The following is a 22479-nucleotide window of genomic DNA, read 5'->3' as shown; positions in this document are numbered from 1 at the left end:
GTTCGAAATTCGTTCGACTTCCGGGGGTTCGGCGTCTATGCGACGGACGAGGCCCCCGCGCGCTCCACGGCGGCCGGGCCGGGCCCGTCGAGCGTGCGCCGGACCGCTGCGATCACGGTGGGGTGGGCGGGCAGGGCGAGGTGCCCGATGCCGGTGACCTGCACGTTCTCCACACGTAGATCCGGATGCTCGATCCGGGCCGTGCCGACCGGGGCCATCACGACATCGAACTCGCTCCAGAACGCCACACACCGCGTCGCGCAGCCGGGCGCGGGCGCGGCCAGCTCGGCCAGCACCTCGGAGTCGGGCCGCATCTGCCGCACCAGCGGGTGCGCGTCCATGAAGGGGGCGACCAGCGTGCCGGAATGCGGGGTGCCGAGTGTGACGAGCGTCCGGACGCGGGCGTCGCCGCTGAGGCGCTGGACGTAGTACCGGCCGACCAGCCCGCCCAGGCTGTGCCCCACCAGGTCCACCCGCTCCTGCCCGGTGCGCGCGCACAGCTCCTCGACACGCCGGGCGAGGTGGCGGGCGGTGTCGCGCAGGTCGCGGGCGAAGGGCGAGTAGTTGTACGCCTCCACGTGCCGGAGGCCGTCTGCCCCGAGGGCGCGGCGCAGGAGGACGAAGACGGAGCGGTTGTCGGAGAACCCGTGAAGCAGCAGCACGGGCGGCCGCACGGCGGCAAGCGCGTCGGCGACCGTCCCCTGGGCCGCCTTCCCCCGGCTCACCATCCCCTGGCTCACCTTCTCCTGGCACACCCCGGTGGGATAGAGGAGGAGATGCCCGCCGAGCACGACCACCTCGAGCGCCCCGGCCCGCAGCGCGGCGCCGGACAAGCGTATGGACAGCCCCATCGACGGCCTCCCCTGAGCCTTTGGGGATGCGGCCGGTAGCGCCACCGTGCCGTGCGGCTGTCGGCACGGTGGGCGCAATGCCGTCCCACGTGTGATTTCCCCCTCCTGCTTGACCGTGAAACGGTGGCGTGCGCGATGCTGTACTTAACGTTCGTTCACTCGGGAGGCAGTGCGATGGGTGTGACCGGTCCGATCCGTGTGGTGGTGGCCAAGCCGGGTCTCGACGGCCACGACCGCGGCGCCAAGGTGATCGCGCGGGCCCTGCGGGACGCGGGCATGGAGGTCATCTACACCGGCCTCCACCAGACCCCCGAGCAGATCGTGGACACCGCGATCCAGGAGGACGCCGACGCGATCGGCCTCTCGATCCTCTCCGGTGCCCACAACACGCTGTTCGTGCGCGTGCTGGAGCTCCTGAAGGAGCGCGACGCGGAGGACATCCAGGTCTTCGGCGGCGGCATCATCCCGGAGGACGACATCGCCCCCCTGAAGGCGAAGGGCGTGGCCGAGATCTTCACTCCGGGCGCGACGACGACGTCGATCGTGGACTGGGTCCGCACGCACGTCCGCCAGTAGCCCCCGGCGGCCCGGCCACCCCACCTCGCGGCCACTCCCCGCGCCCCTGCCGCCGGGCAGCTACCGGCCGCCACCGCGGCGCGGGGTGCGTGGCGGAGCCCCGATCTTTGAGGTGCACCTGGCGGCCGGGCGGAACCCCATCAGCCCCGCCGGCGTTTGAGGCGCGGGGTCTGGGGCGGAGCCCCAGGGGCCTTGAGGGGGTGAGGGGCACGGCTGTGGGCCAGGGAGGAGCCCCCCACCCGCCGGGCACCCCGCAGGGGTTATGGCGGGGAGAGTTCCGACAGCATCGCCTCCCGCAAGCGAAGGGTGGCCACCAGCCGCTGGAACGCCTCCGCCCAGTACGCGGCGGCGCCCGGCGACGCATCCGGCGGGTCCTCCGCCCCGGCGGTCAGGGCCTCCAGCCGCCCCGCCTCCGCAGGATCCAGGCAGCGCTCCGCCAGCCCCATCACCCCGCTGAAGCTCCACGGGTAGCTGCCCGCCTCCCGCGCCGCCTCCAGCGCGTCCACGACCGCCCTGCCCAGAGCCCCCGCCCACGGCACCACGCACACCCCGAGCAGCTGGAACGCCTCCGACAGCCCGTGGGCCCGTATGAACTCCGCGACCCAGTCCGCCCGTTCCGCATCCGGCAAGGTCTCCAGCAGCTTCGCCCGCTCCGCGAGCGAGGCCGTCCCCGGGCCCGCCGCGGGCGGGGCGGAGGCCGGGCCGAGCAGGGCCCGCGACCACTCCGCATCCCGCTGCCGCACCGCCGCCCGGCACCACGCCGCGTGCAGCTCCTCCCGCCAGACCTCCCCTTCGGCGACCGGCAGCGCCACCAGCTCCGCCGGCCCCATCCCCCCGAACCGCTCCCGCCAGCAGGACAGCGGCGCGGCCTCCACCAACTGTCCGAGCCACCAAGCCCGTTCCCCGCGCCCGGCGGGCGGGCGCTTGACCACCCCGTCCCGCAGCATCCCCGCGTCGCACTCGGCCGGCGGGATCACCCCCTCGGGACCCACACAGGCCACGGCCCGCTCCGCCATCCGCCCCGCCAGCGCCGAACCCGGCAGCGCGGACAGCAACTCGGCGGCCGTCGCGCGGACATTGCGGCTGCGGTCGCCCAGCGCCGCCTCCAGGAACGGCTCGTCGCCCTCCGACAGCCCCACCCGCAGCGAATCGAGGAACATCAGCCGGTCCTCGGCCCGCTCGGTGGCCCAGGTCGTCGCCAGCAGCCTCGGCGCGGCCGCCGCCTCGTGGGCCCGTACCGCACCCAGCAGCGCCACCCGCTCCGCGAACAGCCCCTCCTGCCACAGCCGTTCCACCCCGGCCCGGTCCGTCACGTCCGGCAGCTGCCCGGCCCCGCCCACCCCGCCGCGCAGGGCGAAGCGCCAGTCCGGATTCAGCCGCGCGAGCCACATGCCCCGCGCCCCGGCCAGGGCCAGCGCCTGCGGCCGCAGATCCGTACGGGCCCGGGCCGCGTCCAGCAGCGCCGGGACGAGCGCGGCCGGCGAGCGGTAGCCGTGCCGCCCGGCCGCGGCCAGCCATTGGGGCAGCAGCTCCGTCAGATCCGGGGCGGCCCCGCGCCGCCCGCCGCCGCTGCCCGCACCGGCCCGGCCGGCCAGCAGCTGTGCGAGCCGCCGCCGGGCCGCCACCGGTGGCGCCGGGCGCGGATCCACCGGCGCGGGCTCCGGACGCGGCCCCGCCTCGGCCGGCCGCAGCCCGGCCCGCCGCCGCACGGTCTGCACGGCCGCCGCGTCCAGCAGGGCCTCCGGACTGCCCTGCCGCCGCTCGGTGCCCAGCAGCGCGGCACCGACCAGCGCCTCCCAGTCCCCGTACTCCTCGTCACCCATGCCCATCAGGCTCCTCTCCCCTCCCTGGTACCGCGCTCCGGTCCCGCCCCCTCCGCGGGACCGGAGCTGTCGATGTGCCGCTCAACTGCGCTCAACTGGCGTGGTTGTCGTTCACAAAAGCCCCCCGGCTTCTCGTTGCTCCCCGTTCCCCGTACGGCGCCCCCGCGCCGCGTGTTTCCCTCCCCGCCGTCCTCTCGGACGGCATACGGGCCCCCAGGCCCCCAGCGTTTTCCTTCAGAGCTGCTTTCCTTCAGCGATCCCCGTGGTGGCTCGCCCCGTCAGGCCAGCGCCACCGGCTCCGGAGAGTCCGGCTGCCAGGCCGTCAGGGGGGTGAAGCCGCGGTGGCCGCACTCCCCGAACACCGTCACCGGGCCCCCGCCCGACAACGCGGCCAGCTGCCACAGGCCCGGCCGGGAGCGGCTCCCGGACCCGGTGACGGGCACCGGCAGGGCAGCGGTTCCCTCCGCGTCCGCCAGCTGCCAGCCGAGCTCTCCCGGTATCGGGATCACCGGGCCCAGCACCACAGGCCAGGACTCCAGCCACGGGTCCTCCCGCAGCGCCGCCCCGTAGGCCTCCAGAGCAGCCCCGGTACTCACCGCGGCCGGAACCTCCGCGCACGGCGCGGCCGCGGCGAACCTCTCTCCGAGAGCCGCCCGCAGCCCCGCCGACCCGGGCCGGAAGCGGACTTCCGCCTCCAGCACCAGCCCCACCGGCAGCGCCAGCCCCGGCGGCCGCCCGGGCGGTCCGAAGTCCAGCACCAGCGCCGGCCGGCCGCCCTGCAGCCCGCGCAGCCATATCCGGCGGGTGGTGAGCCGCCCGTCCGGCGACACCGAGTCGTTCTGGGCCAGCACCAGCCATCGGTCCCGTACGGCCTCCCCCTCCCCGGAGGCCGGCAGTCCCACCCGGCTGCGCACCGTCGCCGCCAGCTGATCCGGCAACGCGGCCACCCCCAGCCAGGCCCGGTCCAGCAGGTGCAGCAGCGCCGCCTCCTCCAGCATCCGGGCGGGCCAGCCGGGGCCGCAACTGGGTATCGTCCCCAACTCCCGCACCCGCCCCGCCAGTCCGGGCGCCTGGGCGTCGACCATCCGGGCCGCGGTCTCCTCCCACGCCGCGTACCCGGACTGCTCCTGGCCCGCGAGGCCGCCGCGCAGCAGATCGGCCAGCCGCTGCTCCAGCTCGGTGACGCCCGCGCCGATCCGGGCCGCCCGCCGCTCGGCGCGGCGCCGCGCCCCCTCCTCGTCAACCGGTCTGCCCGCCCCCGCGGCCGGCCCGGCGGCCTTCGCCGCCCGGTCCGCCAGCCACTGCGCGGCCCACTCCGGTGCCTCGCCCGGCTCGCCCACCCCCTCCGCGGACCAGAGCAGCAGCAGCCCCAGCGCGTGCTTGCACGGGAACTTCCGGCTTGGGCAGGAGCACTTGTACGCCGGCCCGGCCAGGTCCACGACCGTTCGGTACGGCGTACTGCCGCTGCCCTTGCACAACCCCCACACCAAACCGGAAGCGGAACCTCCGATCTGCGACCACGGCCCCGCCCCGCCAAGTCTGCCTCCCGCCTTGCGTGAGGCATCGTCAGGAGCCAGAGCCAGTACCTGTTCCGCTGTCCAGCGGACCCCCTGCTCAGTCATGTGAACCACCGTACGGACCCCCACTGACAATCGCTCTGACCTGCAACAACGCAGTGAGCACGGCCCGTTGTCAGTGGTGTGGTGCACCGTGGATTCCAGCAGTCGGGAGCGGCTGCCGAGCATTGGAGGGGGACCATGACCATGCCCGAGAACACCACGGGCGCCCAGGCGCTGCGACCGCACGCCGAGGACGCCTTCGCGCACGAACTGAAAGCCCTGGACGCCGCCGACGACCGGCCCCGCCCGGCCCGCTGGAAGCTCTCCCCGTGGGCCGTCGCCACCTACCTGCTCGGCGGCGAACTGCCCGACGGCACGGTCATCACACCCAAGTACGTGGGACCGCGCCGCATCGTCGAAGTCGCCGTCACCACCCTGGCCACCGACCGCGCCCTGCTCCTGCTCGGCGTCCCCGGCACCGCCAAGACCTGGGTGTCGGAACACCTGGCCGCCGCCGTCAGCGGAGACTCCACCCTCCTCGTCCAGGGCACCGCCGGCACCCCCGAGGAAGCCATCCGCTACGGCTGGAACTACGCCCGCCTCCTCGCCCACGGACCCAGTCGCGAAGCCCTCGTCCCCAGCCCCGTCATGCGGGCCATGGCCGACGGCATGACCGCCCGCGTCGAGGAGCTCACCCGCATCCCCGCCGACGTCCAGGACACCCTCATCACCGTCCTGTCCGAGAAGACGCTCCCGATACCGGAGCTCGGCGAAGAGGTGCAGGCCGTGCGCGGCTTCAACCTCATCGCCACCGCCAACGACCGCGACCGCGGGGTCAACGAGCTCTCCAGCGCGCTGCGCCGCCGCTTCAACACCGTCGTCCTGCCGCTGCCCGCCACCGCCGACGCCGAGGTCGACATCGTCGCCCGCCGCGTCGACCAGATGGGCCGCTCCCTCGACCTGCCGGCCGCGCCCGAGGGCCTGGAGGAGATCCGCCGCGTCGTCACCGTCTTCCGCGAGCTGCGCGACGGAGTCACCGACGACGGCCGTACGAAGGTGAAATCGCCCAGCGGCACCCTCTCCACCGCCGAGGCCATCTCCGTCGTCACCGGAGGCCTGGCCCTGGCCGCCCACTTCGGGGACGGCGTGCTGCGCCCCTCCGACGTGGCCGCCGGAATCCTCGGCGCCGTCGTCCGCGACCCGGCCGCTGACAAGGTGGTCTGGCAGGAGTACCTGGAGGCCGTGGTCCGCGAGCGGGACGGCTGGAAGGACTTCTACCGCGCCTGCCGGGAGGTGACCGTATGAGCAGGGCCGCGCAGGGGCCGCTGCTGCTGGGCGTACGGCACCACGGGCCCGGCTCGGCCCGGGCCGTCCGGTCGGCCCTGGACGCGGCCCAGCCGAAGGCGGTGCTGATCGAGGGCCCGCCGGAAGGGGACGCGCTGCTGCCGCTCGCTGCCGAACCGGGGATGCGGCCGCCCGTCGCACTCCTCGCGCACGCGGCGGACGATCCGGGGCGGGCCGCGTTCTGGCCGCTGGCCGGCTTCTCCCCCGAATGGGTCGCCATCCGTTGGGCCCAGGCGCGGGACGTTCCCGTCCGGTTCATCGACCTCCCGGCGGCGCACACCTTGGCGGCCGAAGGGGACCGGCAGGACGGGGGCGAGCCGGATACGGTCCGCCTCGACCCCCTCGCGGTGCTGGCCGAGACCGCCGGGTACGACGACCCCGAGCGCTGGTGGGAGGACGTGGTCGAACACCGGGGCGCCGACGGCCGGCGCCAGGACCCGCTCGGCGCGTTCGCGGCGCTCGGCGAGGCCATGGGCGCCCTCCGCGAGGCCTACGGCGACGGCGGCCACGCCCGCGACCTGGTCCGCGAGGCGCACATGCGGCAGCGGATGCGGGCCGCCCGCCGGGAGTTCGGCGACGCGTACGCCGTGGTGTGCGGCGCCTGGCACGTCCCCGCCCTGCGCGCGAAGACCACCGCGGCCGCCGACAAGGCACTGCTCACCGGCCTGCCCAAGGTCAAGGTGGAGACCACCTGGGTGCCCTGGACCCACCGCAGGCTCGCGCGGGCCGGCGGGTACGGCGCGGGCATCGCCTCGCCCGGCTGGTACGCCCACCTCTTCTCGGCCCGGGACCGGCCCGTGGAGCGGTGGCTGACCAAGGTCGCGGGGCTGCTGCGGGAAGAGGACCGGCAGGTCTCCCCGGCGCACGTCATCGAGGCGGTCCGGCTGGCCGAGACCCTGGCCGCGATGCGCGGGCGGCCGCTGCCCGGGCTGACGGAGACCCTGGAGGCGGTCCGGGCGGTGATGTGCGACGGCTCCGACATACCGCTCGCGCTGATAGAGGACCGACTGGTCGTCGGCGACGTGCTCGGCGAGGTCCCGGACACGGCCCCCGTCGTACCGCTCCAGCGCGACCTGACCCGGCAGCAGCGCTCGCTGCGGCTCAAGCCCGAGGCGCAGGAACGCGAGCTGGAACTCGACCTGCGCAAGGAGACGGACGCCGCCAAGTCCCTGCTGCTGCACCGGCTGCGGCTGCTCGGCATCGGCTGGGGCACGCCCACCGCCTCCCGCAGCAGTACCGGCACCTTCCGGGAGACCTGGCGGCTGCGCTGGGAGCCGGAGCTGTCGGTACGGGTGGCCGAGGCCGGGATCTGGGGCACCACCGTCCTGGCGGCCGCCACCGCCAAGGCCGAGGCGGACGCCGCGGGCGCCGGGGAGCTGGGCGAGGTGACGGCGCTGGCCGAGCGGTGCCTGCTGGCCGGGCTGTCCGAGGCGCTGCCCGCCGTACTGCGGGCGCTCGCGGACCGGGCCGCGCTGGACACCGATGTGGCGCGGCTCGCCAAGGCCCTGCCGGCACTGGCCCGTTCGCTGCGGTACGGGGACGTCCGGGGGACCGACGCGGCGGCGCTCGGCACGGTGGCGGCCGGGCTCGCCGAGCGGATATGCGTGGCGCTGCCGCCGGCCTGCGCGGCCGGGCTGGACGCCGACGCGGCGGCGGAGCTGCGGGGCCATGTGGACGGGGTGCACGGGGCGGTCGGACTGCTGGCCGACGCCGACGAGGGGCTGCGGGAGAGGTGGTCCGCGGTGCTGAGGACGCTGGCCGGCCGGGACACCGTGCCGGGGCTGATCCGCGGCCGCGCGGCCCGGCTGCTGCTCGACGAGGGGCGGCTCCCGGCCGAGGAGACGGCGCGGCTGATGGGACTCGCCTTGTCCCCGGCGGCCTCCCCGGCCGACGCGGCGGGCTGGATCGAGGGCTTCGCGGGCGGCGCTTCGGGCGGCGGGACCCTGCTGGTCCACGACGACCGGCTGCTGGGGCTGATCGACAGCTGGCTGGCGGGGGTGCCGGAGCGGGCCTTCACCGACGTACTGCCGTTGCTGCGGCGGACGTTCGGGGCGTACGAGCCGGGCGTGAAGCGGACCCTGGGCGAGCTGGTCCGCCGCGGCCCCGGCGGCCCGGCCACGGCGCCCGCGCCGGGCTCGGCCCCCACGGGCTTCGCCCCCGACCTGGACCCGGCCCGCGCGGACGCGGTGGTGGCCCTGGTCCGGATGCTGCTCGCCGGGTCGCCTCCCGGCGGGGTCGCGGCTGCCTGAGGGGGCGCCCCTCGCAGGGTGCGGCGCCGTTGCCGGGGCCCTGCCCCCGGGCCCCCGCGCCTCAAACGCCGGCGGGGCTGGATTGGCCGGCGGGTGGAACGGCGCCTGTGGAGCCGGATCGGCCGGCGGGGCTGAAGCGCCGGTGGAGCTGGATCGCCCGGCGGGGCGAATGGCGCCGGCGGGCCTGATTGGCCGGCGGGGCTGGATGTCGGGCTGGACATGGGACGGAAGAGGCCGACGGCTCAGGCCGACGGACACGACGAGTGCAGGGGGACGGACAGATGACCAGTACGGAGAACCCGGCGGTACCCCGCGAGGCCGGCACAGGCCCCGGAGCAGCGCCCGTGCACGGCCCGGCCGGGCCACCGGCCGGTAACGGCCCGGGGCTGGACGGCAGTGGCCGGGGTGCTGCCGGCGCCGCCCGTCCCGCGGTGGGTGGGCGGGCCGGTGGCGGCGCGGAGCTGGACGGCAGTGGTCGGGGCGCTGCGGACACCGCCCATCCTGCCGGGGGTGGGCGGGCCGGTGGCGGCGCGGAGCTGGACGGCAGTGGTCGGGGTGTTGCCGGCGCCGCCCGTCCCGCCGGAGGCGAGCGGTTGCGGCGATGGCGGCTGGTGCTCGGCGGGGGAGAGGCCGACGGGACCGGGTGCGCGCTGAGCGGGCGGGACGCGGCCATGGACGGGGCCCTCGCCGCGCTGTACGGAGGAGCGGGCGAGCGGAGCCAGAGCGGCTCCCGCAAGGCGTCGGGGGCGCGGTCGGCCGGACTCGGGGGGTCCGCGCCGCACGTGGCCCGCTGGCTCGGGGACATCCGTACGTACTTCCCCAGCTCGGTGGTCCAGGTCATGCAGCGCGACGCGATCGAGCGGCTCGGCCTGTCCGCCCTGCTGCTGGAGCCGGAGATGCTGGAGGCCGTCGAGCCCGACGTCCACCTGGTCGGCACCCTCCTCTCCCTCAACAAGGCGATGCCCGACACGACGAAGGAGACGGCCCGGGCCGTGGTCCGCAAGGTGGTCGAGCAGCTGGAGAAGAGGGTCGCCACGCGGACCCGGGCGACCCTCACCGGCGCCCTCGACCGGTCCGCCCGGATCAGCCGCCCCCGCCACCACGACATCGACTGGAACCGCACGATCCGGGCCAACCTCAAGAACTACCTGCCCGAGTACCGCACCGTGGTCCCCGAACGGCTGATCGGCTACGGCCGTGCGGCCCAGTCGGTGAAGAAGGAGGTGATCCTCTGCATCGACCAGTCGGGGTCGATGGCCGCATCCGTCGTCTATGCCTCCGTCTTCGGGGCGGTACTGGCCTCCATGCGCTCGATCGCCACCCGCCTCGTCGTCTTCGACACCGCAGTCGTCGACCTCACCGACCAGCTCGACGACCCGGTCGACGTCCTCTTCGGCACCCAGCTGGGCGGCGGTACCGACATCAACCGGGCCCTCGCCTACTGCCAGTCGAAGATCACCCGCCCCGCCGACACCGTCGTCGTCCTGATCAGTGACCTCTACGAGGGCGGCATACGCAACGAGATGCTCAAGCGGGTCGCCGCCATGAAGGGCGCGGGGGTCGAGTTCGTCACCCTGCTGGCGCTGTCCGACGAGGGCGCCCCGGCCTACGACCGCGAGCACGCCGCCGCCCTTGCGGCACTTGGGGCCCCGGCCTTCGCCTGCACCCCCGACCTGTTCCCGGAGGTGATGGCCGCGGCCCTGGAGAAGCGCCCCCTGCCGGTGCCTTGAGCGGCCCCGCGTCGATCACGGGGAATCGGTGGATCGCACGAAGTTCCAGTTCAAGCGTGAGGCGATCTGTGACAGGTATCACCGCTCAGGTGTGATCTGCGATTTAGGGACCTACGTCCCACGGGGATAACCTGCGGGACGGACATGCCGCGTCCACGGTCACCGTGTGCGCCTTCCTTGTGACAGCGCCGTCACGTTGCCCTCCGCGGCACGCCCACGCAGATAGCAGACAACCGCGAATCACTGCGAATCTTTAAAAAAGACAAGGGACGGACGCGCGTGGACCTGTTCGAGTACCAGGCGAGGGACCTCTTCGCCAAGCACGGTGTACCGGTGCTGGCCGGTGAAGTCATCGACACGCCTGAGGCGGCTCGCGAGGCCACCGAGCGGCTGGGCGGCAAGTCGGTCGTCAAGGCGCAGGTGAAGGTCGGCGGCCGCGGCAAGGCCGGCGGCGTGAAGCTGGCCGCCACCCCGGACGAGGCCGTCGCCCGGGCGACGGACATCCTCGGCATGGACATCAAGGGCCACACGGTCCACAAGGTGATGATCGCCGAGACCGCTCCGGAGATCCTGGAGGAGTACTACGTCTCCTACCTCCTCGACCGCACCAACCGCACCTTCCTGGCCATGGCCTCGGTCGCGGGCGGCATGGACATCGAGCAGGTCGCGGAGGAGACCCCCGAGAAGCTCGCCAAGGTCCCGGTGAACGCCAACGAGGGCGTGACCATCGAGAAGGCCCGCGAGATCGTCGCCCTGGCGCAGTTCCCGGCCGAGGTCGCCGAGAAGGTCGCCGAGGTCCTCGTGACCCTGTGGGCGACCTTCATCGCCGAGGACGCGCTCCTCGTCGAGGTCAACCCGCTCGCGAAGGTCGCCTCCGGCGACGTCATCGCGCTCGACGGCAAGGTCTCGCTCGACGAGAACGCCGAGTTCCGCCAGCCGGGCCACGAGGAGTTCGTGGACCACGCGGCCGCGAACCCGCTCGAGGCCGCCGCCAAGGCGAAGAACCTCAACTACGTCAAGCTCGACGGTGAGGTCGGCATCATCGGCAACGGCGCGGGTCTCGTCATGAGCACCCTCGACGTCGTCGCGTACGCCGGCGAGAACCACGGCGGCGTCAAGCCCGCCAACTTCCTGGACATCGGCGGTGGCGCCTCCGCCGCCGTCATGGCCAACGGTCTCGAGATCATCCTCGGCGACCCGGACGTCAAGTCCGTCTTCGTCAACGTCTTCGGTGGCATCACCGCCTGCGACGAGGTCGCCAACGGCATCGTCCAGGCGCTGGCCCTGCTGGAGGAGAAGGGCGAGGCGGTCACCAAGCCGCTCGTCGTCCGTCTCGACGGCAACAACGCCGAGCTGGGTCGCAAGATCCTCTCGGACGCCAACCACCCGCTGGTGCAGCGCGTGGACACCATGGACGGCGCGGCCGACAAGGCCGCCGAGCTCGCGGCTGCGAAGTAAGGGCAGAGGTCACAGACTCACATGGCTATCTTCCTCAACAAGGACAGCAAGGTCATCGTCCAGGGCATGACCGGTGCCACGGGCATGAAGCACACCAAGCTGATGCTGGCTGACGGCACCAACATCGTCGGCGGCGTGAACCCGCGCAAGGCCGGCACCACCGTCGACTTCGACGGCACCGAGGTCCCGGTCTTCGGCTCCGTCGCCGAGGCGATGGAGAAGACGGGCGCCAACGTCTCCGTCCTCTTCGTCCCGCCGGCCTTCGCCAAGGCCGCCGTCGTCGAGGCGATCGACGCCGAGATCCCGCTGGCCGTCGTCATCACCGAGGGCATCGCGGTGCACGACTCCGCCGCCTTCTGGTCGTACGCGACCGCCAAGGGCAACAAGACGCGGATCATCGGCCCGAACTGCCCGGGTCTGATCACCCCCGGCCAGTCCAACGCCGGCATCATTCCGGGCGACATCACCAAGCCCGGCCGCATCGGCCTCGTGTCCAAGTCGGGCACGCTGACCTACCAGATGATGTACGAGCTCCGTGACATCGGCTTCTCCTCGGCCGTCGGCATCGGTGGCGACCCGGTCATCGGCACCACGCACATCGACGCCCTCGAGGCGTTCGAGGCCGACCCCGACACCGACCTGATCGTCATGATCGGCGAGATCGGCGGCGACGCCGAGGAGCGTGCGGCGGACTTCATCGCGAAGAACGTCACCAAGCCGGTCGTCGGCTACGTCGCGGGCTTCACCGCCCCCGAGGGCAAGACCATGGGTCACGCCGGCGCCATCGTCTCCGGTTCTTCTGGCACCGCACAGGCCAAGAAGGAAGCCCTGGAGGCCGCGGGCGTCAAGGTCGGCAAGACGCCGACCGAGACGGCGAAGCTGGCCCGCGAGATCCTGAACGCCGCGCAGTAGGCAGAGCCACTGCCGCGGCAGCGGTACGCACACGGGCGTGGCCCGCACCCATCCGGAATTCCGGGGGTGCGGGCCACGCCCGTTCTCGCGTCTGCCGCTCGCTCATTCGACCCGCGGGGCGAGGCGGAGCGGGCCGGCGGCCGGGTCGCTGCGCAGCTTCTCCTGGAGCTGCTTGCTCTGCTCGGTGAGCCGCTGGGGGCCGCTGTGCGGAGGCACCCCGGACACGCTCTCGCCGGGCGCGATCGGGGGCTCGTACTGCGTGGGCGCGGTCACGGCGGTGTAGGCGCTCGCCGCCGCGATCACCGCGGTGAGACCGACGGCCGCCCGGGCCCACCGCCGGATACGGCGCTCCCCGCAGGCGCGGACGGCGACCGCCGGGCGGGGTTCGAGCCGGACGGCGGGCCGCAGCGTGGAGAGCCGTTCGTGGAGCAGCGCGGATTGGTTCTCGGGCGGTACGCCGGCCAGTTCCGGGATCCGGTCGGCGAGGTCGGCGTGCGCGTGGAGGAGGCGGATGCCGGCGGCGGGGGTGCTGGCCTCCGTCTCGGCGGCGGTGTCGGGCAGGTCGAGGCCGACGCCGTCGTAGAGCAGGACGGTACGGCGGTGGGTGGTGGACAGCGCGAGCATCGCGTCCAGGAGGATCCGGTCGGCGGGTTCGGCGGGGGCCTTGTCGGGGTGCCGGTGGGCGCGGCGGAACTGATGCCAGGGGGAGAGCGCGTACTCGTACGCGGCCGCGCGCACCCAGCCCACGGGGTCGGGGTCGGTGGCCACCTCGGGCCAGTGGCTCCAGGCCTGGTGGAAGGCCCGCTCCACGGCCTCCAGGGCGAGGGCCCGGCGGCCGGTGAGCAGGTAGGTCTGGCGGGCGAGGGCGGGTGCGGCGTGGGCGTAGAGCGCGTCAAACGCCTCCGCGGGCCCCGGCGGCGCCGCGGGACCGGCGGCTTCCGCTTCCGCTTCGGTGTGCCCGGCCCCGGCTTCGGCCCCGGCCCCGGCTTCGGCCCCGGCCCCGGCCCCGGCTTCGGCCCCGGCCCCGGCTTCGGCCCCGGCCCCGGCCCCGGCTTCGGCCCCGGCCCCGGCTTCGGCCCCGGCTTCGGCCCCGGCCCCGGCTTCGGCTCCGGTGCCGACTCCGTCGCCTTCCGTGGGCCCGGTTTGGCCGTCGGTCCCGCTGGCCAGGGCAGCCGCGTCGGCCCCTGCCGTGTCCGCCGTGACGGTCGCGCCTGCCCCGCCTGCCCCGCCGGCCGTGACGGTCGCGCCTGCCGGGTCGCACCCTTGGGCCACGGCGGCCGTGCCGGCCATGCCTCCCGCGCCTGTCGGGTCGGCATCTTCGGCCATGGCGGCTCCGTCGGCCCTGGCTGCCTCGGTGGCCGCAGTGGCCGCAGTGGCAGGGGCCGGCCCTGCTGTCCCGGCGGCTTCCGCCGATCCGGCCGGTCCACCGGTCGCGCCCGCGGCGGCCGGCTCGCCGCCGTCGGCCGGCCGCACGGCCCCGCCGGACCCGGGCGGGCCCTCGACTGAACGGGTGCCCAGGGGCCTGGCGGCCAGATCGTCCCTGTCCGATCCGCCGGTCGGGCTCGGCTGCTCGGCCCCATCGGAGCCCTCGGTGTCCGTGGTGCGGGTGGTGTCTGCGGGATGGGTGGCCCGGTTGGCTGCGTCCGATCTGCTGGTTCCGTTAGGCCAGTTGGCTCCGCCGGATCTGCCGGTCTCCCTGGTTCTGGTGGCCTCTGCCGGGTTCGTGGCCTTGTTGGCCGCGCCCGAGCTGCCGGTACCGTCAGGCCCGTTGGCCCCGCCGTGCCTGCCGGTCCCGTTGGCCTCGGCGGATTCGGTGGTCAGGCCGGCGGAGCCCGCCTTGGCCGGGGCTTTGGCCTCGTGGCGAGGAACCGCCACCGGTGGCTTCCCAGCGCGCTTGGCCCCGGGCTTGGGGCGGGTTCCGGCCCCCGCGAACCGACCCGGCAGGGGGCGGGCGGTGCCGAGGGCCGCCCCCGGGGCCGAGGAGGGCGCGGCCCCGGCAGCGAGCGCGACTCCCGGCCCCACGGCCTCGGTCTCCGTGGCCGGGAGCTCGGCTTCGGCGTCGGCTTGCGGGGGCCGGCCCGCCTGGGGGCCTGCGGAGTCGAGTTCAGGTTCGGTCCCGGCGGGCGGGGCCGCGGCCTCGGTTTTCGCGGGCCGGCCTGCCTGGGGGCGTTCGGCTTCGGGCTCGGTCGGCGGGGGCGGTGCCGGTGGGGGCGCAAGGGTCGTCAGGAACCTTGCGTATACCTCCCGTTTGCGCCCGCGGGGGGCCGTGCGGCCCGTCTCCCACGACCGGACCGTGGTTGCGGTGACGCCCATCGCCGCCGCGACGTCCCCGTGTGACAGCCCTGCCGATTCGCGCAGTCTGCGGCGTTCCTTCGGGGAGGGGAGACCCAGCTCCGAGCTCGTCTCGACGCCTTGTGTCATGCCACACTCCCCGCGACCCGGCAGCCCTGGGCGAAAAAGTACATAAACGTATATTGAGCGACACCACGGACATTCGCCTGTTACCCGCTCATAGCGCGTGTCGTTGGCACCATGGCGGGGTGACCCAAGTGACCGAACGGGAGACCCTGTTGTCCGCGGCCCCGCGAGCCGCCGGTCGGCGCCGTTCTCCGGCGGCGGCCGCCTGCGTGGTGGGCGGTGCCGTGGCGGCCGGACTCGGGCTCGGCTTCCTCGCCGTGCTCGTCATCGTGCTGTGGATCAGCTCCCCCTACCCCGACAGCGGCCCCGGCGGAGCCCTGCACCTCGCCGCCGGGCTGTGGCTGCTCGCCCACGGGACGGAGCTCGTGCGGTACGAGACCCTGTCCGGCGTGCCGGCGCCCGTCGGCCTGACCCCACTGCTCCTCGTCGCGCTGCCCGTGCTGCTCATGCGGCGCGCGGCCCGGCTCGGGAGCGCCTCGGATGAGGAGGAGGAGGGGGAGGAGGTGGTGGTGCTGCCTGCGAGCGCCGTCTTCTCGGCTGTGGTGTGCGGGTACCTGGCCGTCGGGGCCCTCGCCACCGCGTACGCGGCGGGCGGCCCCATGCCCGCCGATCCGCTGAGCGCGGCCTGGCACGTTCCGCTGGTCGCCGTGCTCGCCGCCGCCGGCGGGGTCTGGGCGGCCCGGGGGCGTCCGCTCGGGTCGTTCCCGTCATGGGTGCCGGGGGGCGTACGGAGGGCAGTCACGCGCCCCCGTTACGCGCTGGCGCTCCGGGCCGGTGTGGGCGGAGCCCTCGTACTCCTGGGCGGCGGTGTCCTGCTCGTCGGGGCCTCGCTCGCCTGGCACGGAGCGGAGGTCCAGGGGACGTTCCTGGCGCTGACCGGGGTGTGGTCGGGCCGCTTCGCGGTCCTGCTGCTCGCGGTCGCGCTGATCCCGAACGCCATGGTGTGGGGGGCGGCCTACGCCCTCGGTCCCGGCTTCGCCCTCGGCGTCGGCGCGACCGCCACCCCGCTCGGCTTCGAGGGCGCGCCCTCGCTGCCCCGGTTCCCGCTGCTGGCGGCGCTGCCGGCCGAGGGGACGGGGAACCTGCTGACCTGGGCGGTCGCCGGGGTGCCGGTGGTGGCCGGGCTGGCGGTGGGGTGGTTCGCGGTACGCCGGGCGCGGGAGGTCCGGTACGGGGAGACCGCGCTAACCGCCGCCCTCGGTGCGCTGGTGTGCGGTCTGGTCATGGCCGGGCTCGCGGCGGCCTCGTCGGGGCCGCTGGGGTCGCGGGCGCTGGCCGACTTCGGGCCGGTGTGGTGGGCCGTGGGCGCGGCGGCCTTCGTGTGGACGCTGGTGCTGGCGGTGCCGGTGGCGGTGGGGGTGCATGCGTGGCGGATGCGGCCGGCCGTTTCGGGGGGGCCGGTGGAGGACGGGTGGCATGACAGTGGGGTGCGGGAGATCCGGTGGGAGGCGCTTCGCCGGGCGGCGGCCGAGGTGGCGGCGGTTCCGGATGCCGGTGAGGTGGTGCCGGTGCCGGTGCCGGTGCCGGTGCCGGTGCCGGTGCCGGTGGTGCCGGTGCCGCCTGTGCGGCCGCAGCGGGCGTTGACGATCGTGCGGGGGATCAGTGTGGACCTGCCGGTGGTGGCGCAGCCGTTGGCGCCGCCGGTGGTGGGGGCTCGGGTGCTGGCGCGGCGGAAGCCGCCTGCCTAGTGCGGAGCCGCTGTCGGGGCCGAGCCCCGCGCCTCAATCGCCGGCGGGGCTGAGGATCGGGGCTCCGCCCCGGCCCCCGCGCCTCAAACGCCGGCGAGGCTGGAGTTGCCAGGGCCCCGCGCCTCAAACGCCGGCGAGGCTGGAGTTGCCAGGGCCCCGCGCCTCACTCGCCGGCGAGGCTGGAGTTGGCCGGGCTCCGCGCCTCGAGCGTCGGCGGGGCTGGAGTTGGCCGGGTCCGGGAGTTACTGGCGAACCTTCAGGATCGCGCCCACCACGTTGTCCGGGAGGAGGGTGTTGCACTGGAGTTCCGCCGACTGGGTCAGGGCGTCGTCGCGGCAGACGTAGAAGTCCTTGTACGCGAGCTGCAAGCCGTACGAGGTCATCGCCAGCAGGATCGCCAGCGAGGCCGTGATCAGGCCGCTCACCGCCGCCGTGCGCTGGGGGCGGGCCGCTTCGCCCAGGGCTGCCAGGCCGCCGGGGGACGGGGATGCCGTGGGGGACGCGCCAGGCTGGGTGGAAGCGGTGGAAGCCGGCTTGCCGCGGAGGGCGCTGATGCCCCAGTACAGGGCGAGTGCCCCCAGCATCAGACCCACCGACGGAATGCCGAAGATCCCGAAGAAGAAGCCCCACATGCCGGCCAGCAGCGCGTACCGGGCGCGGCGCTGGATCGGGTCCGTCGGGTCCCAGCGCGCCGGGCCGCCCCGGCCGCCTTCGGAGCCCTTCGGGTCGTTCCCGCCGGTGCCGCCGTCGCCACCGCCGCGCGGCTGCCACGGCTGTTCGGGCCGGCCTTCCGGGGGAGCCGCGAAGGGGTTGTCGTCGGTGGAGGAGTCGGGCTGGCGGCGGTCCGGCATCGGGTGCTGTTCTTCCCCTGTGTCATGGACGTCACGGCGACGTCGTGGCGAGGTGAGGCCTGATTACGGCTTGTTGGGCCTTCTTGCGGCTTGTAGGCCAGACGCTACCCCTCGGCCGTCCCCCCGTACCTCGGGGGCCGTCCGGTGTGCCGGTATCGTTGCAGGCGGTCGGTGGCTTCGTATGGTTCCCCGTATATCGGTACCCCGAAGTTTCGTATGACCGCACAAGACGAACACCGTATTTCTGCGAGAAAGGGCCCCCATGGCCGCCTCCCGCCTGGTCGTGCTGGTCTCCGGTTCCGGCACCAACCTCCAGGCCCTGCTCGACGCCATCGACGCCCACCCCGGCGGGCCCGAGGGCTTCGGCGCCGGAGTCGTCGCCGTGGGGGCCGATCGCGAGGGCATCGTCGGCCTGGAGCGGGCCGAGAAGGCCGGGATCCCCACCTTCGTGTGCTCGGTGAAGGACTACGGCAGCCGCGAGGAGTGGGACACCGCCCTCACCGAGGCGACCGACGCCCACGCGCCGGACCTCGTCGTGTCGGCCGGGTTCATGAAGATCGTGGGCAAGGCGTTCATCGACCGCTTCGGCGGACGGTTCATCAACACCCACCCCGCCCTCCTCCCCGCCTTCCCCGGCGCGCACGGCGTGCGGGACGCGCTCGCCTACGGCGCGAAGGTCACCGGCTGCACGGTCCACTTCGTGGACTCCGGCGTGGACACCGGTCCGATCATCGCCCAGGGTGTGGTCGAGATCCGGGACGAGGACGACGAAGCCGCTCTCCATGAGCGCATCAAGGAAGTCGAGCGACAGCTGCTCGTCGATGTCGTGGGGCGCCTGGCCCGGCACGGCTACCGCATTGAGGGACGAAAGGTAACAATCCAGTGACCGCCGTAGAGAGCAACGACCCGACCACGACCCAGCGGCCGATCCGGCGTGCGCTCATCAGCGTCTACGACAAGACGGGACTGGAAGAGCTGGCCCGCGGCCTGCACGAGGCGGGCGTCGCGCTCGTCTCCACCGGCTCCACCGCCTCGAAGATCGCCGCGGCCGGGGTGCCCGTCACCAAGGTCGAGGAGCTGACCGGCTTCCCCGAGTGCCTGGACGGCCGGGTCAAGACCCTGCACCCGCGCGTGCACGCCGGCATCCTCGCCGACCTGCGCCTCGAGGACCACCAGCGGCAGCTCGCCGAGCTGGGCGTCGAGCCCTTCGACCTCGTGGTCGTCAACCTCTACCCCTTCCTGGCCACCGTCCAGTCGGGTGCCACTCCCGACGAGTGCGTGGAGCAGATCGACATCGGCGGCCCGTCGATGGTCCGCGCCGCCGCCAAGAACCACCCCTCGGTCGCCGTCGTGACCAGCCCCGAGCGGTACGCGGACGTGCTCGCCGCCGCCCAGGGCGGCGGCTTCGACCTCACCGCCCGCAAGCGGCTCGCGGCCGAGGCCTTCCAGCACACCGCCGCCTACGACGTCGCCGTGGCCTCCTGGTTCACGAACGCGTACGCGCCGGAAGAGGGCGCCGTCCTGCCCGAGTTCCTCGCGGGCGCCTGGGAGCGCAAGTCGACCCTGCGCTACGGCGAGAACCCGCACCAGGCCGCCGCCCTCTACACGGACGGGCAGCCCGGCGGGCTCGCCAACGCCGAGCAGCTGCACGGCAAGGAGATGTCCTTCAACAACTACGTGGACACCGAGGCCGCCCGCCGCGCCGCCTACGACCACGAAGAGCCCTGCGTCGCGATCATCAAGCACGCCAACCCCTGCGGCATCGCCGTGGACCAGGACGTCGCCGCCGCGCACCGCAAGGCGCACGCCTGCGACCCGCTGTCGGCCTTCGGCGGCGTCATCGCCGTCAACCGCCCGGTGACCGTCGAGCTCGCCGAGCAGGTCGCGGAGATCTTCACCGAGGTCATCGCCGCCCCCGCCTACGAGGACGGCGCGGTCGAGATCCTGGCCAAGAAGAAGAACATCCGCGTCCTGAAGGTGGACGGCACCCCGCACCAGCCGGGCGACCTCAAGCCCATCTCCGGCGGTGCGCTGCTCCAGCAGAGCGACCTCTTCCAGGCCGAGGGCGACGACCCGGCCCACTGGACCCTCGCCACCGGCGACGCCCTGTCCGCCGAGGAGCTCGCCGAGCTCGCCTTCGCGTGGAAGGCCTGCCGGGCCGTCAAGTCCAACGCGATCCTGCTCGCCAAGGACGGCGCCTCGGTCGGCGTCGGCATGGGCCAGGTCAACCGCGTCGACTCGGCGAAGCTCGCCGTCGAGCGGGCGGGCGCCGAGCGCGCGCAGGGCTCGTACGCCGCGTCCGACGCCTTCTTCCCCTTCCCGGACGGGCTGGAGATCCTGACGGCGGCCGGTATCAAGGCCGTGGTCCAGCCGGGTGGTTCCGTACGCGACGAGCTGGTCGTCGAGGCCGCGAAGAAGGCCGGTGTGACCATGTACTTCACCGGGACCCGGCACTTCTTCCACTGAGCCCCGGCGCCCCGGCGCCCCCGCCCACGAGAACGGCGAAGGCCGCGACCCGCAGTACTGCGCGGGTCGCGGCCTTCGCCGTGGACGGGGCCCGACGGCTCATGGCCCCATGGCCCCATGGCCCTCGTACGTCTCTAGTACTGCGGGCGGCCGAAGTAGGCGCCGGCGGCCGAGTTGGCCAGACCGACGATGATCCACACGCCCAGCGCGAGCGAGATCAGCGCGAAGATCAGCGACACCGCGACGGTCGGGGGCGCCTGGTCGCTGCCGGCCGCGGCGAGGTTGACGAGCACGCTGAGTCCGGCGAAGAGGGCCTGCAGCGAGCCGAAGACGATGCCGGAGACGCGGACGCCGCCGCGGCCCTTGGACAGCTTGGCGGCGGTCAGGATCGGCCACAGCGAGGCCGCGATGAGGATGATGCCCACGACGACGAACGCGCCGCCCGCGAGCGCCCCCGCGTCACTCGCCGAGGAGCTGGAGGACTCCGCGAACATCGAGGCGAAGAACGCTCCGCCGAGGAGCGCCAGCAGGCCGAAGAGGGCCTGCAGACCGCCGAGGACGAAGAGGATGACGCGGGCGGCCTTCACCCCGCCGGGCATCTCGACCGGACCACCCGGATACCCGACCGGACCGCCCGGGTATCCCTGCGGAGCCTGCTGCGGGTAGGCGTAGCCGCCCTGCGGCGGGACGCCCTGCGGCGGGACGCCCTGCGGGGCCTGCTGCGGGTAGCCGTAGCCGGGCTGGCCCTGCGGGGCCTGGGGCTGCTGTCCGTACGGGTTGTTCGGGTCGCCGAAGCTCATCTTGGGGTGTTCCTCCGTGGAAGTGCGGGGACGCACGGCAAACGCACGGAGGAAATCTGCATCTTTGCGGTCCGCCCCCCGGCACTGCCCGCGGCACTCTGTCCTTGCATCGTCCTTGGACACGCAAGTGGTTGTCCAGTTGGTTGCGAGAGGGTCCGTCACTTGTTGTGCAAGTGCAATGTACCGCGCGCATCCGTGGACGCCCCGTCCGAGCCCGTGACTGGAATCGGGGCCGCTCCATCCGGGAGGATGGGCTCATGACCGCCCAGATTCTCGATGGCAAGGCCACCGCAGCCGCGATCAAGTCCGAACTGACCGCCCGCGTGGCGGCGCTGAAGGCCCGGGGCATCACCCCCGGCCTCGGCACCCTGCTGGTCGGTGACGATCCGGGCAGCCGCTGGTACGTCAACGGCAAGCACAAGGACTGCGCCGAGGTCGGCATCGCCTCCATCCAGCGCGAACTGCCCGCGACCGCCTCCCAGGAGGACATCGAGGCGGTCGTACGGGAACTCAACGCCAACCCGGAGTGCACCGGCTACATCGTCCAACTCCCCCTGCCCAAGGGGATCGACACCAACCGCGTCCTGGAGCTGATGGACCCGGAGAAGGACGCCGACGGCCTGCACCCCATGTCGCTCGGCAGGCTGGTGCTGGGCGAGCCGGGACCGCTGCCCTGCACCCCGTACGGCATCGTCGAACTGCTGCGCCACCACGAGGTCGAGATCAACGGCGCGCACGTCGTCGTCCTCGGCCGCGGCATCACCGTCGGACGCTCCATCGGCCTCCTGCTGACCCGCAAGTCCGAGAACGCCACCGTGACGCTCTGCCACACCGGTACGCGCGACCTCTCCGGCCTGCTCCGCCAGGCGGACATCGTCGTCGCGGCGGCCGGTGTCCCGCACCTGGTCAAGCCGGAGGACGTGAAGCCGGGCGCGGCCGTGCTCGACGTCGGCGTCAGCCGCGACGAGAACGGGAAGATCGTCGGCGACGTGCACCCCGGTGTCGCCCAGGTGGCCGCCTGGATCTCCCCGAACCCCGGCGGTGTCGGCCCGATGACCCGGGCCCAGCTGCTCGTCAACGTCGTCGAGGCCGCCGAGCGGACCACCAGTGCGGGCTGAATCCGACGCGACCGGCCCGGCGACCGGACCGACGACCGGACCGGCGACCGGACCGGCGACCGGCTCGGCGACCGGCCCGACCGGCCCGACGGGGGCGCAAGCGGCCGGTGCCGGGGCGCAAGCGCCCGGGATCGGGCCGGAGGCGCCCCGGTCCCGCCGCTTCCCGTCCATCACCCGGGACACCGCCCGCCCCGAGGGCAGCGGCCGTGCCGTCCCCGGGGCCGTGTCCACGCCCGTCCGCCAGTGGCCGATGCTCGCCGTGCTCACCGCGACCGCGGCCGGGCTGCTGTCCACGGCGCTCGGGCACCCGCGGTTCGGCTGCCTGCTGATCGGGCTGGCCCTGATCGCGGCCTCGGCGCTGCGGCGCGTACTGCCCTCGGTGGGCATGCTCGCGGTGCGCTCCCGTTTCACGGACATGGTCACGTACGGGCTGCTGGGCGTGGCGATCACGCTGCTCGCGCTGGTGATGGAGCCCAAGCCGTGGCTGGAGATGCCGTTCCTGGAATCGGCGGTCCGCTTCACCGTTCGCTAGGCCGTCCCAGCGTCGGCCGGTGCTCTGCCGGCCGATTCCCCGGGGCGCACGGCCGATTGACCTTCGAACTCCCGGTGACGTGTGCGACGTGCCACACGGACCCG

Annotated in this window: 17 protein-coding genes and 1 pseudogene; 11 read left to right on the top strand and 7 right to left on the bottom strand. The window is 74.0% G+C overall.

The features are described from left to right. Nucleotides 1–35: 35 nt before the first annotated feature. The gene (locus J7E94_RS19255) at nucleotides 36–851 is read right to left on the bottom strand and encodes a triacylglycerol lipase (protein ID WP_215017003.1); all 816 of its coding nucleotides are present in this window, start codon (nucleotides 849–851) and stop codon (nucleotides 36–38) included. Nucleotides 852–1025: 174 nt separating this feature from the next. Here J7E94_RS19255 and J7E94_RS19250 point away from each other — a divergent pair, with 174 nt between their 5' ends. Next, nucleotides 1026–1427: a cobalamin B12-binding domain-containing protein gene (locus tag J7E94_RS19250; protein WP_215017001.1), complete on the top strand. Its 402-nt coding sequence runs from the start codon at nucleotides 1026–1028 to the stop codon at nucleotides 1425–1427. A gap of 260 nt (nucleotides 1428–1687) precedes the next feature. On the opposite strand, the gene J7E94_RS19245 is transcribed toward J7E94_RS19250, so the two are convergent. Together J7E94_RS19245 and J7E94_RS19240 are read right to left on the bottom strand one after the other, a co-directional pair. Next, on the bottom strand, nucleotides 1688–3256 hold the full coding sequence (locus J7E94_RS19245) for a DUF5691 domain-containing protein (RefSeq protein WP_215016999.1): 1569 nt from the start codon (nucleotides 3254–3256) through the stop codon (nucleotides 1688–1690). A gap of 272 nt (nucleotides 3257–3528) precedes the next feature. After that, nucleotides 3529–4872, bottom strand: a complete 1344-nt coding sequence (locus tag J7E94_RS19240) for an SWIM zinc finger family protein (RefSeq protein WP_215016997.1) — start codon at nucleotides 4870–4872, stop codon at nucleotides 3529–3531. 135 nt (nucleotides 4873–5007) lie between these two features. On the opposite strand from J7E94_RS19240, the gene J7E94_RS19235 reads away from it, so the two are divergent. From J7E94_RS19235 to sucD, 5 genes are all read left to right on the top strand, one after another. Further along, complete coding sequence (locus J7E94_RS19235) at nucleotides 5008–6114, top strand: AAA family ATPase (protein WP_215016995.1); 1107 nt, start codon at nucleotides 5008–5010, stop codon at nucleotides 6112–6114. Beyond that, on the top strand, nucleotides 6111–8402 hold the full coding sequence (locus J7E94_RS19230) for a DUF5682 family protein (RefSeq protein ID WP_215016993.1): 2292 nt from the start codon (nucleotides 6111–6113) through the stop codon (nucleotides 8400–8402). The genes J7E94_RS19235 and J7E94_RS19230 overlap by 4 nt, the downstream gene beginning before the upstream one ends. A gap of 281 nt (nucleotides 8403–8683) precedes the next feature. Beyond that, nucleotides 8684–10132 (top strand): VWA domain-containing protein, encoded by a 1449-nt coding sequence (locus tag J7E94_RS19225; protein ID WP_374224467.1) that lies wholly within the window; start codon nucleotides 8684–8686, stop codon nucleotides 10130–10132. Nucleotides 10133–10411: 279 nt separating this feature from the next. Then, nucleotides 10412–11590 carry an ADP-forming succinate--CoA ligase subunit beta gene (gene sucC, locus J7E94_RS19220; RefSeq protein ID WP_030290619.1) on the top strand — a complete coding sequence of 393 codons (1179 nt, stop codon included), beginning with the start codon at nucleotides 10412–10414 and terminating at the stop codon, nucleotides 11588–11590. A 21-nt stretch (nucleotides 11591–11611) separates the two neighbouring features. Next, nucleotides 11612–12502, top strand: coding sequence for a succinate--CoA ligase subunit alpha (sucD, locus tag J7E94_RS19215; protein WP_215016991.1), 891 nt, complete (start codon nucleotides 11612–11614; stop codon nucleotides 12500–12502). Nucleotides 12503–12604: 102 nt separating this feature from the next. On the opposite strand, the gene J7E94_RS19210 is transcribed toward sucD, so the two are convergent. Continuing rightward, on the bottom strand, nucleotides 12605–14377 hold the full coding sequence (locus tag J7E94_RS19210) for a DNA-directed RNA polymerase sigma-70 factor (protein ID WP_215017036.1): 1773 nt from the start codon (nucleotides 14375–14377) through the stop codon (nucleotides 12605–12607). A gap of 351 nt (nucleotides 14378–14728) precedes the next feature. Continuing rightward, nucleotides 14729–14923, bottom strand: a pseudogene (locus J7E94_RS19205) (helix-turn-helix domain-containing protein); the annotation flags it as partial. Between the two features lie 119 nt (nucleotides 14924–15042). On the opposite strand from J7E94_RS19205, the gene J7E94_RS19200 reads away from it, so the two are divergent. Then, entirely contained in the window at nucleotides 15043–16608 is a 1566-nt protein-coding gene (locus J7E94_RS19200) for a DUF6350 family protein (protein WP_215016989.1), read from the top strand. A 242-nt stretch (nucleotides 16609–16850) separates the two neighbouring features. On the opposite strand, the gene J7E94_RS19195 is transcribed toward J7E94_RS19200, so the two are convergent. After that, on the bottom strand, nucleotides 16851–17459 hold the full coding sequence (locus tag J7E94_RS19195) for a hypothetical protein (protein WP_215016987.1): 609 nt from the start codon (nucleotides 17457–17459) through the stop codon (nucleotides 16851–16853). Nucleotides 17460–17721: 262 nt separating this feature from the next. Here J7E94_RS19195 and purN point away from each other — a divergent pair, with 262 nt between their 5' ends. After that, nucleotides 17722–18345, top strand: a complete 624-nt coding sequence (purN, locus tag J7E94_RS19190) for a phosphoribosylglycinamide formyltransferase (RefSeq protein ID WP_215016984.1) — start codon at nucleotides 17722–17724, stop codon at nucleotides 18343–18345. Then, entirely contained in the window at nucleotides 18342–19925 is a 1584-nt protein-coding gene (purH, locus tag J7E94_RS19185; protein WP_215016982.1) for a bifunctional phosphoribosylaminoimidazolecarboxamide formyltransferase/IMP cyclohydrolase, read from the top strand. The genes purN and purH overlap by 4 nt, the downstream gene beginning before the upstream one ends. A gap of 134 nt (nucleotides 19926–20059) precedes the next feature. On the opposite strand, the gene J7E94_RS19180 is transcribed toward purH, so the two are convergent. After that, the gene (locus J7E94_RS19180; RefSeq protein WP_215016980.1) at nucleotides 20060–20725 is read right to left on the bottom strand and encodes a hypothetical protein; all 666 of its coding nucleotides are present in this window, start codon (nucleotides 20723–20725) and stop codon (nucleotides 20060–20062) included. Nucleotides 20726–20982: 257 nt separating this feature from the next. Between J7E94_RS19180 and J7E94_RS19175 the strand changes: the two genes are divergently transcribed. Beyond that, nucleotides 20983–21843, top strand: coding sequence for a bifunctional methylenetetrahydrofolate dehydrogenase/methenyltetrahydrofolate cyclohydrolase (locus J7E94_RS19175; RefSeq protein ID WP_215016978.1), 861 nt, complete (start codon nucleotides 20983–20985; stop codon nucleotides 21841–21843). Next, the gene (locus tag J7E94_RS35745; protein ID WP_215016976.1) at nucleotides 21833–22375 is read left to right on the top strand and encodes a DUF3017 domain-containing protein; all 543 of its coding nucleotides are present in this window, start codon (nucleotides 21833–21835) and stop codon (nucleotides 22373–22375) included. The genes J7E94_RS19175 and J7E94_RS35745 overlap by 11 nt, the downstream gene beginning before the upstream one ends. Nucleotides 22376–22479 lie beyond the last annotated feature (104 nt).

The organism is Streptomyces sp. ISL-94, from assembly GCF_018614075.1.
In the GTDB taxonomy this organism is placed as follows: Bacteria; Actinomycetota; Actinomycetes; order Streptomycetales; family Streptomycetaceae; genus Streptomyces.
This window is presented reverse-complemented; position numbering and strand designations above follow the sequence as displayed.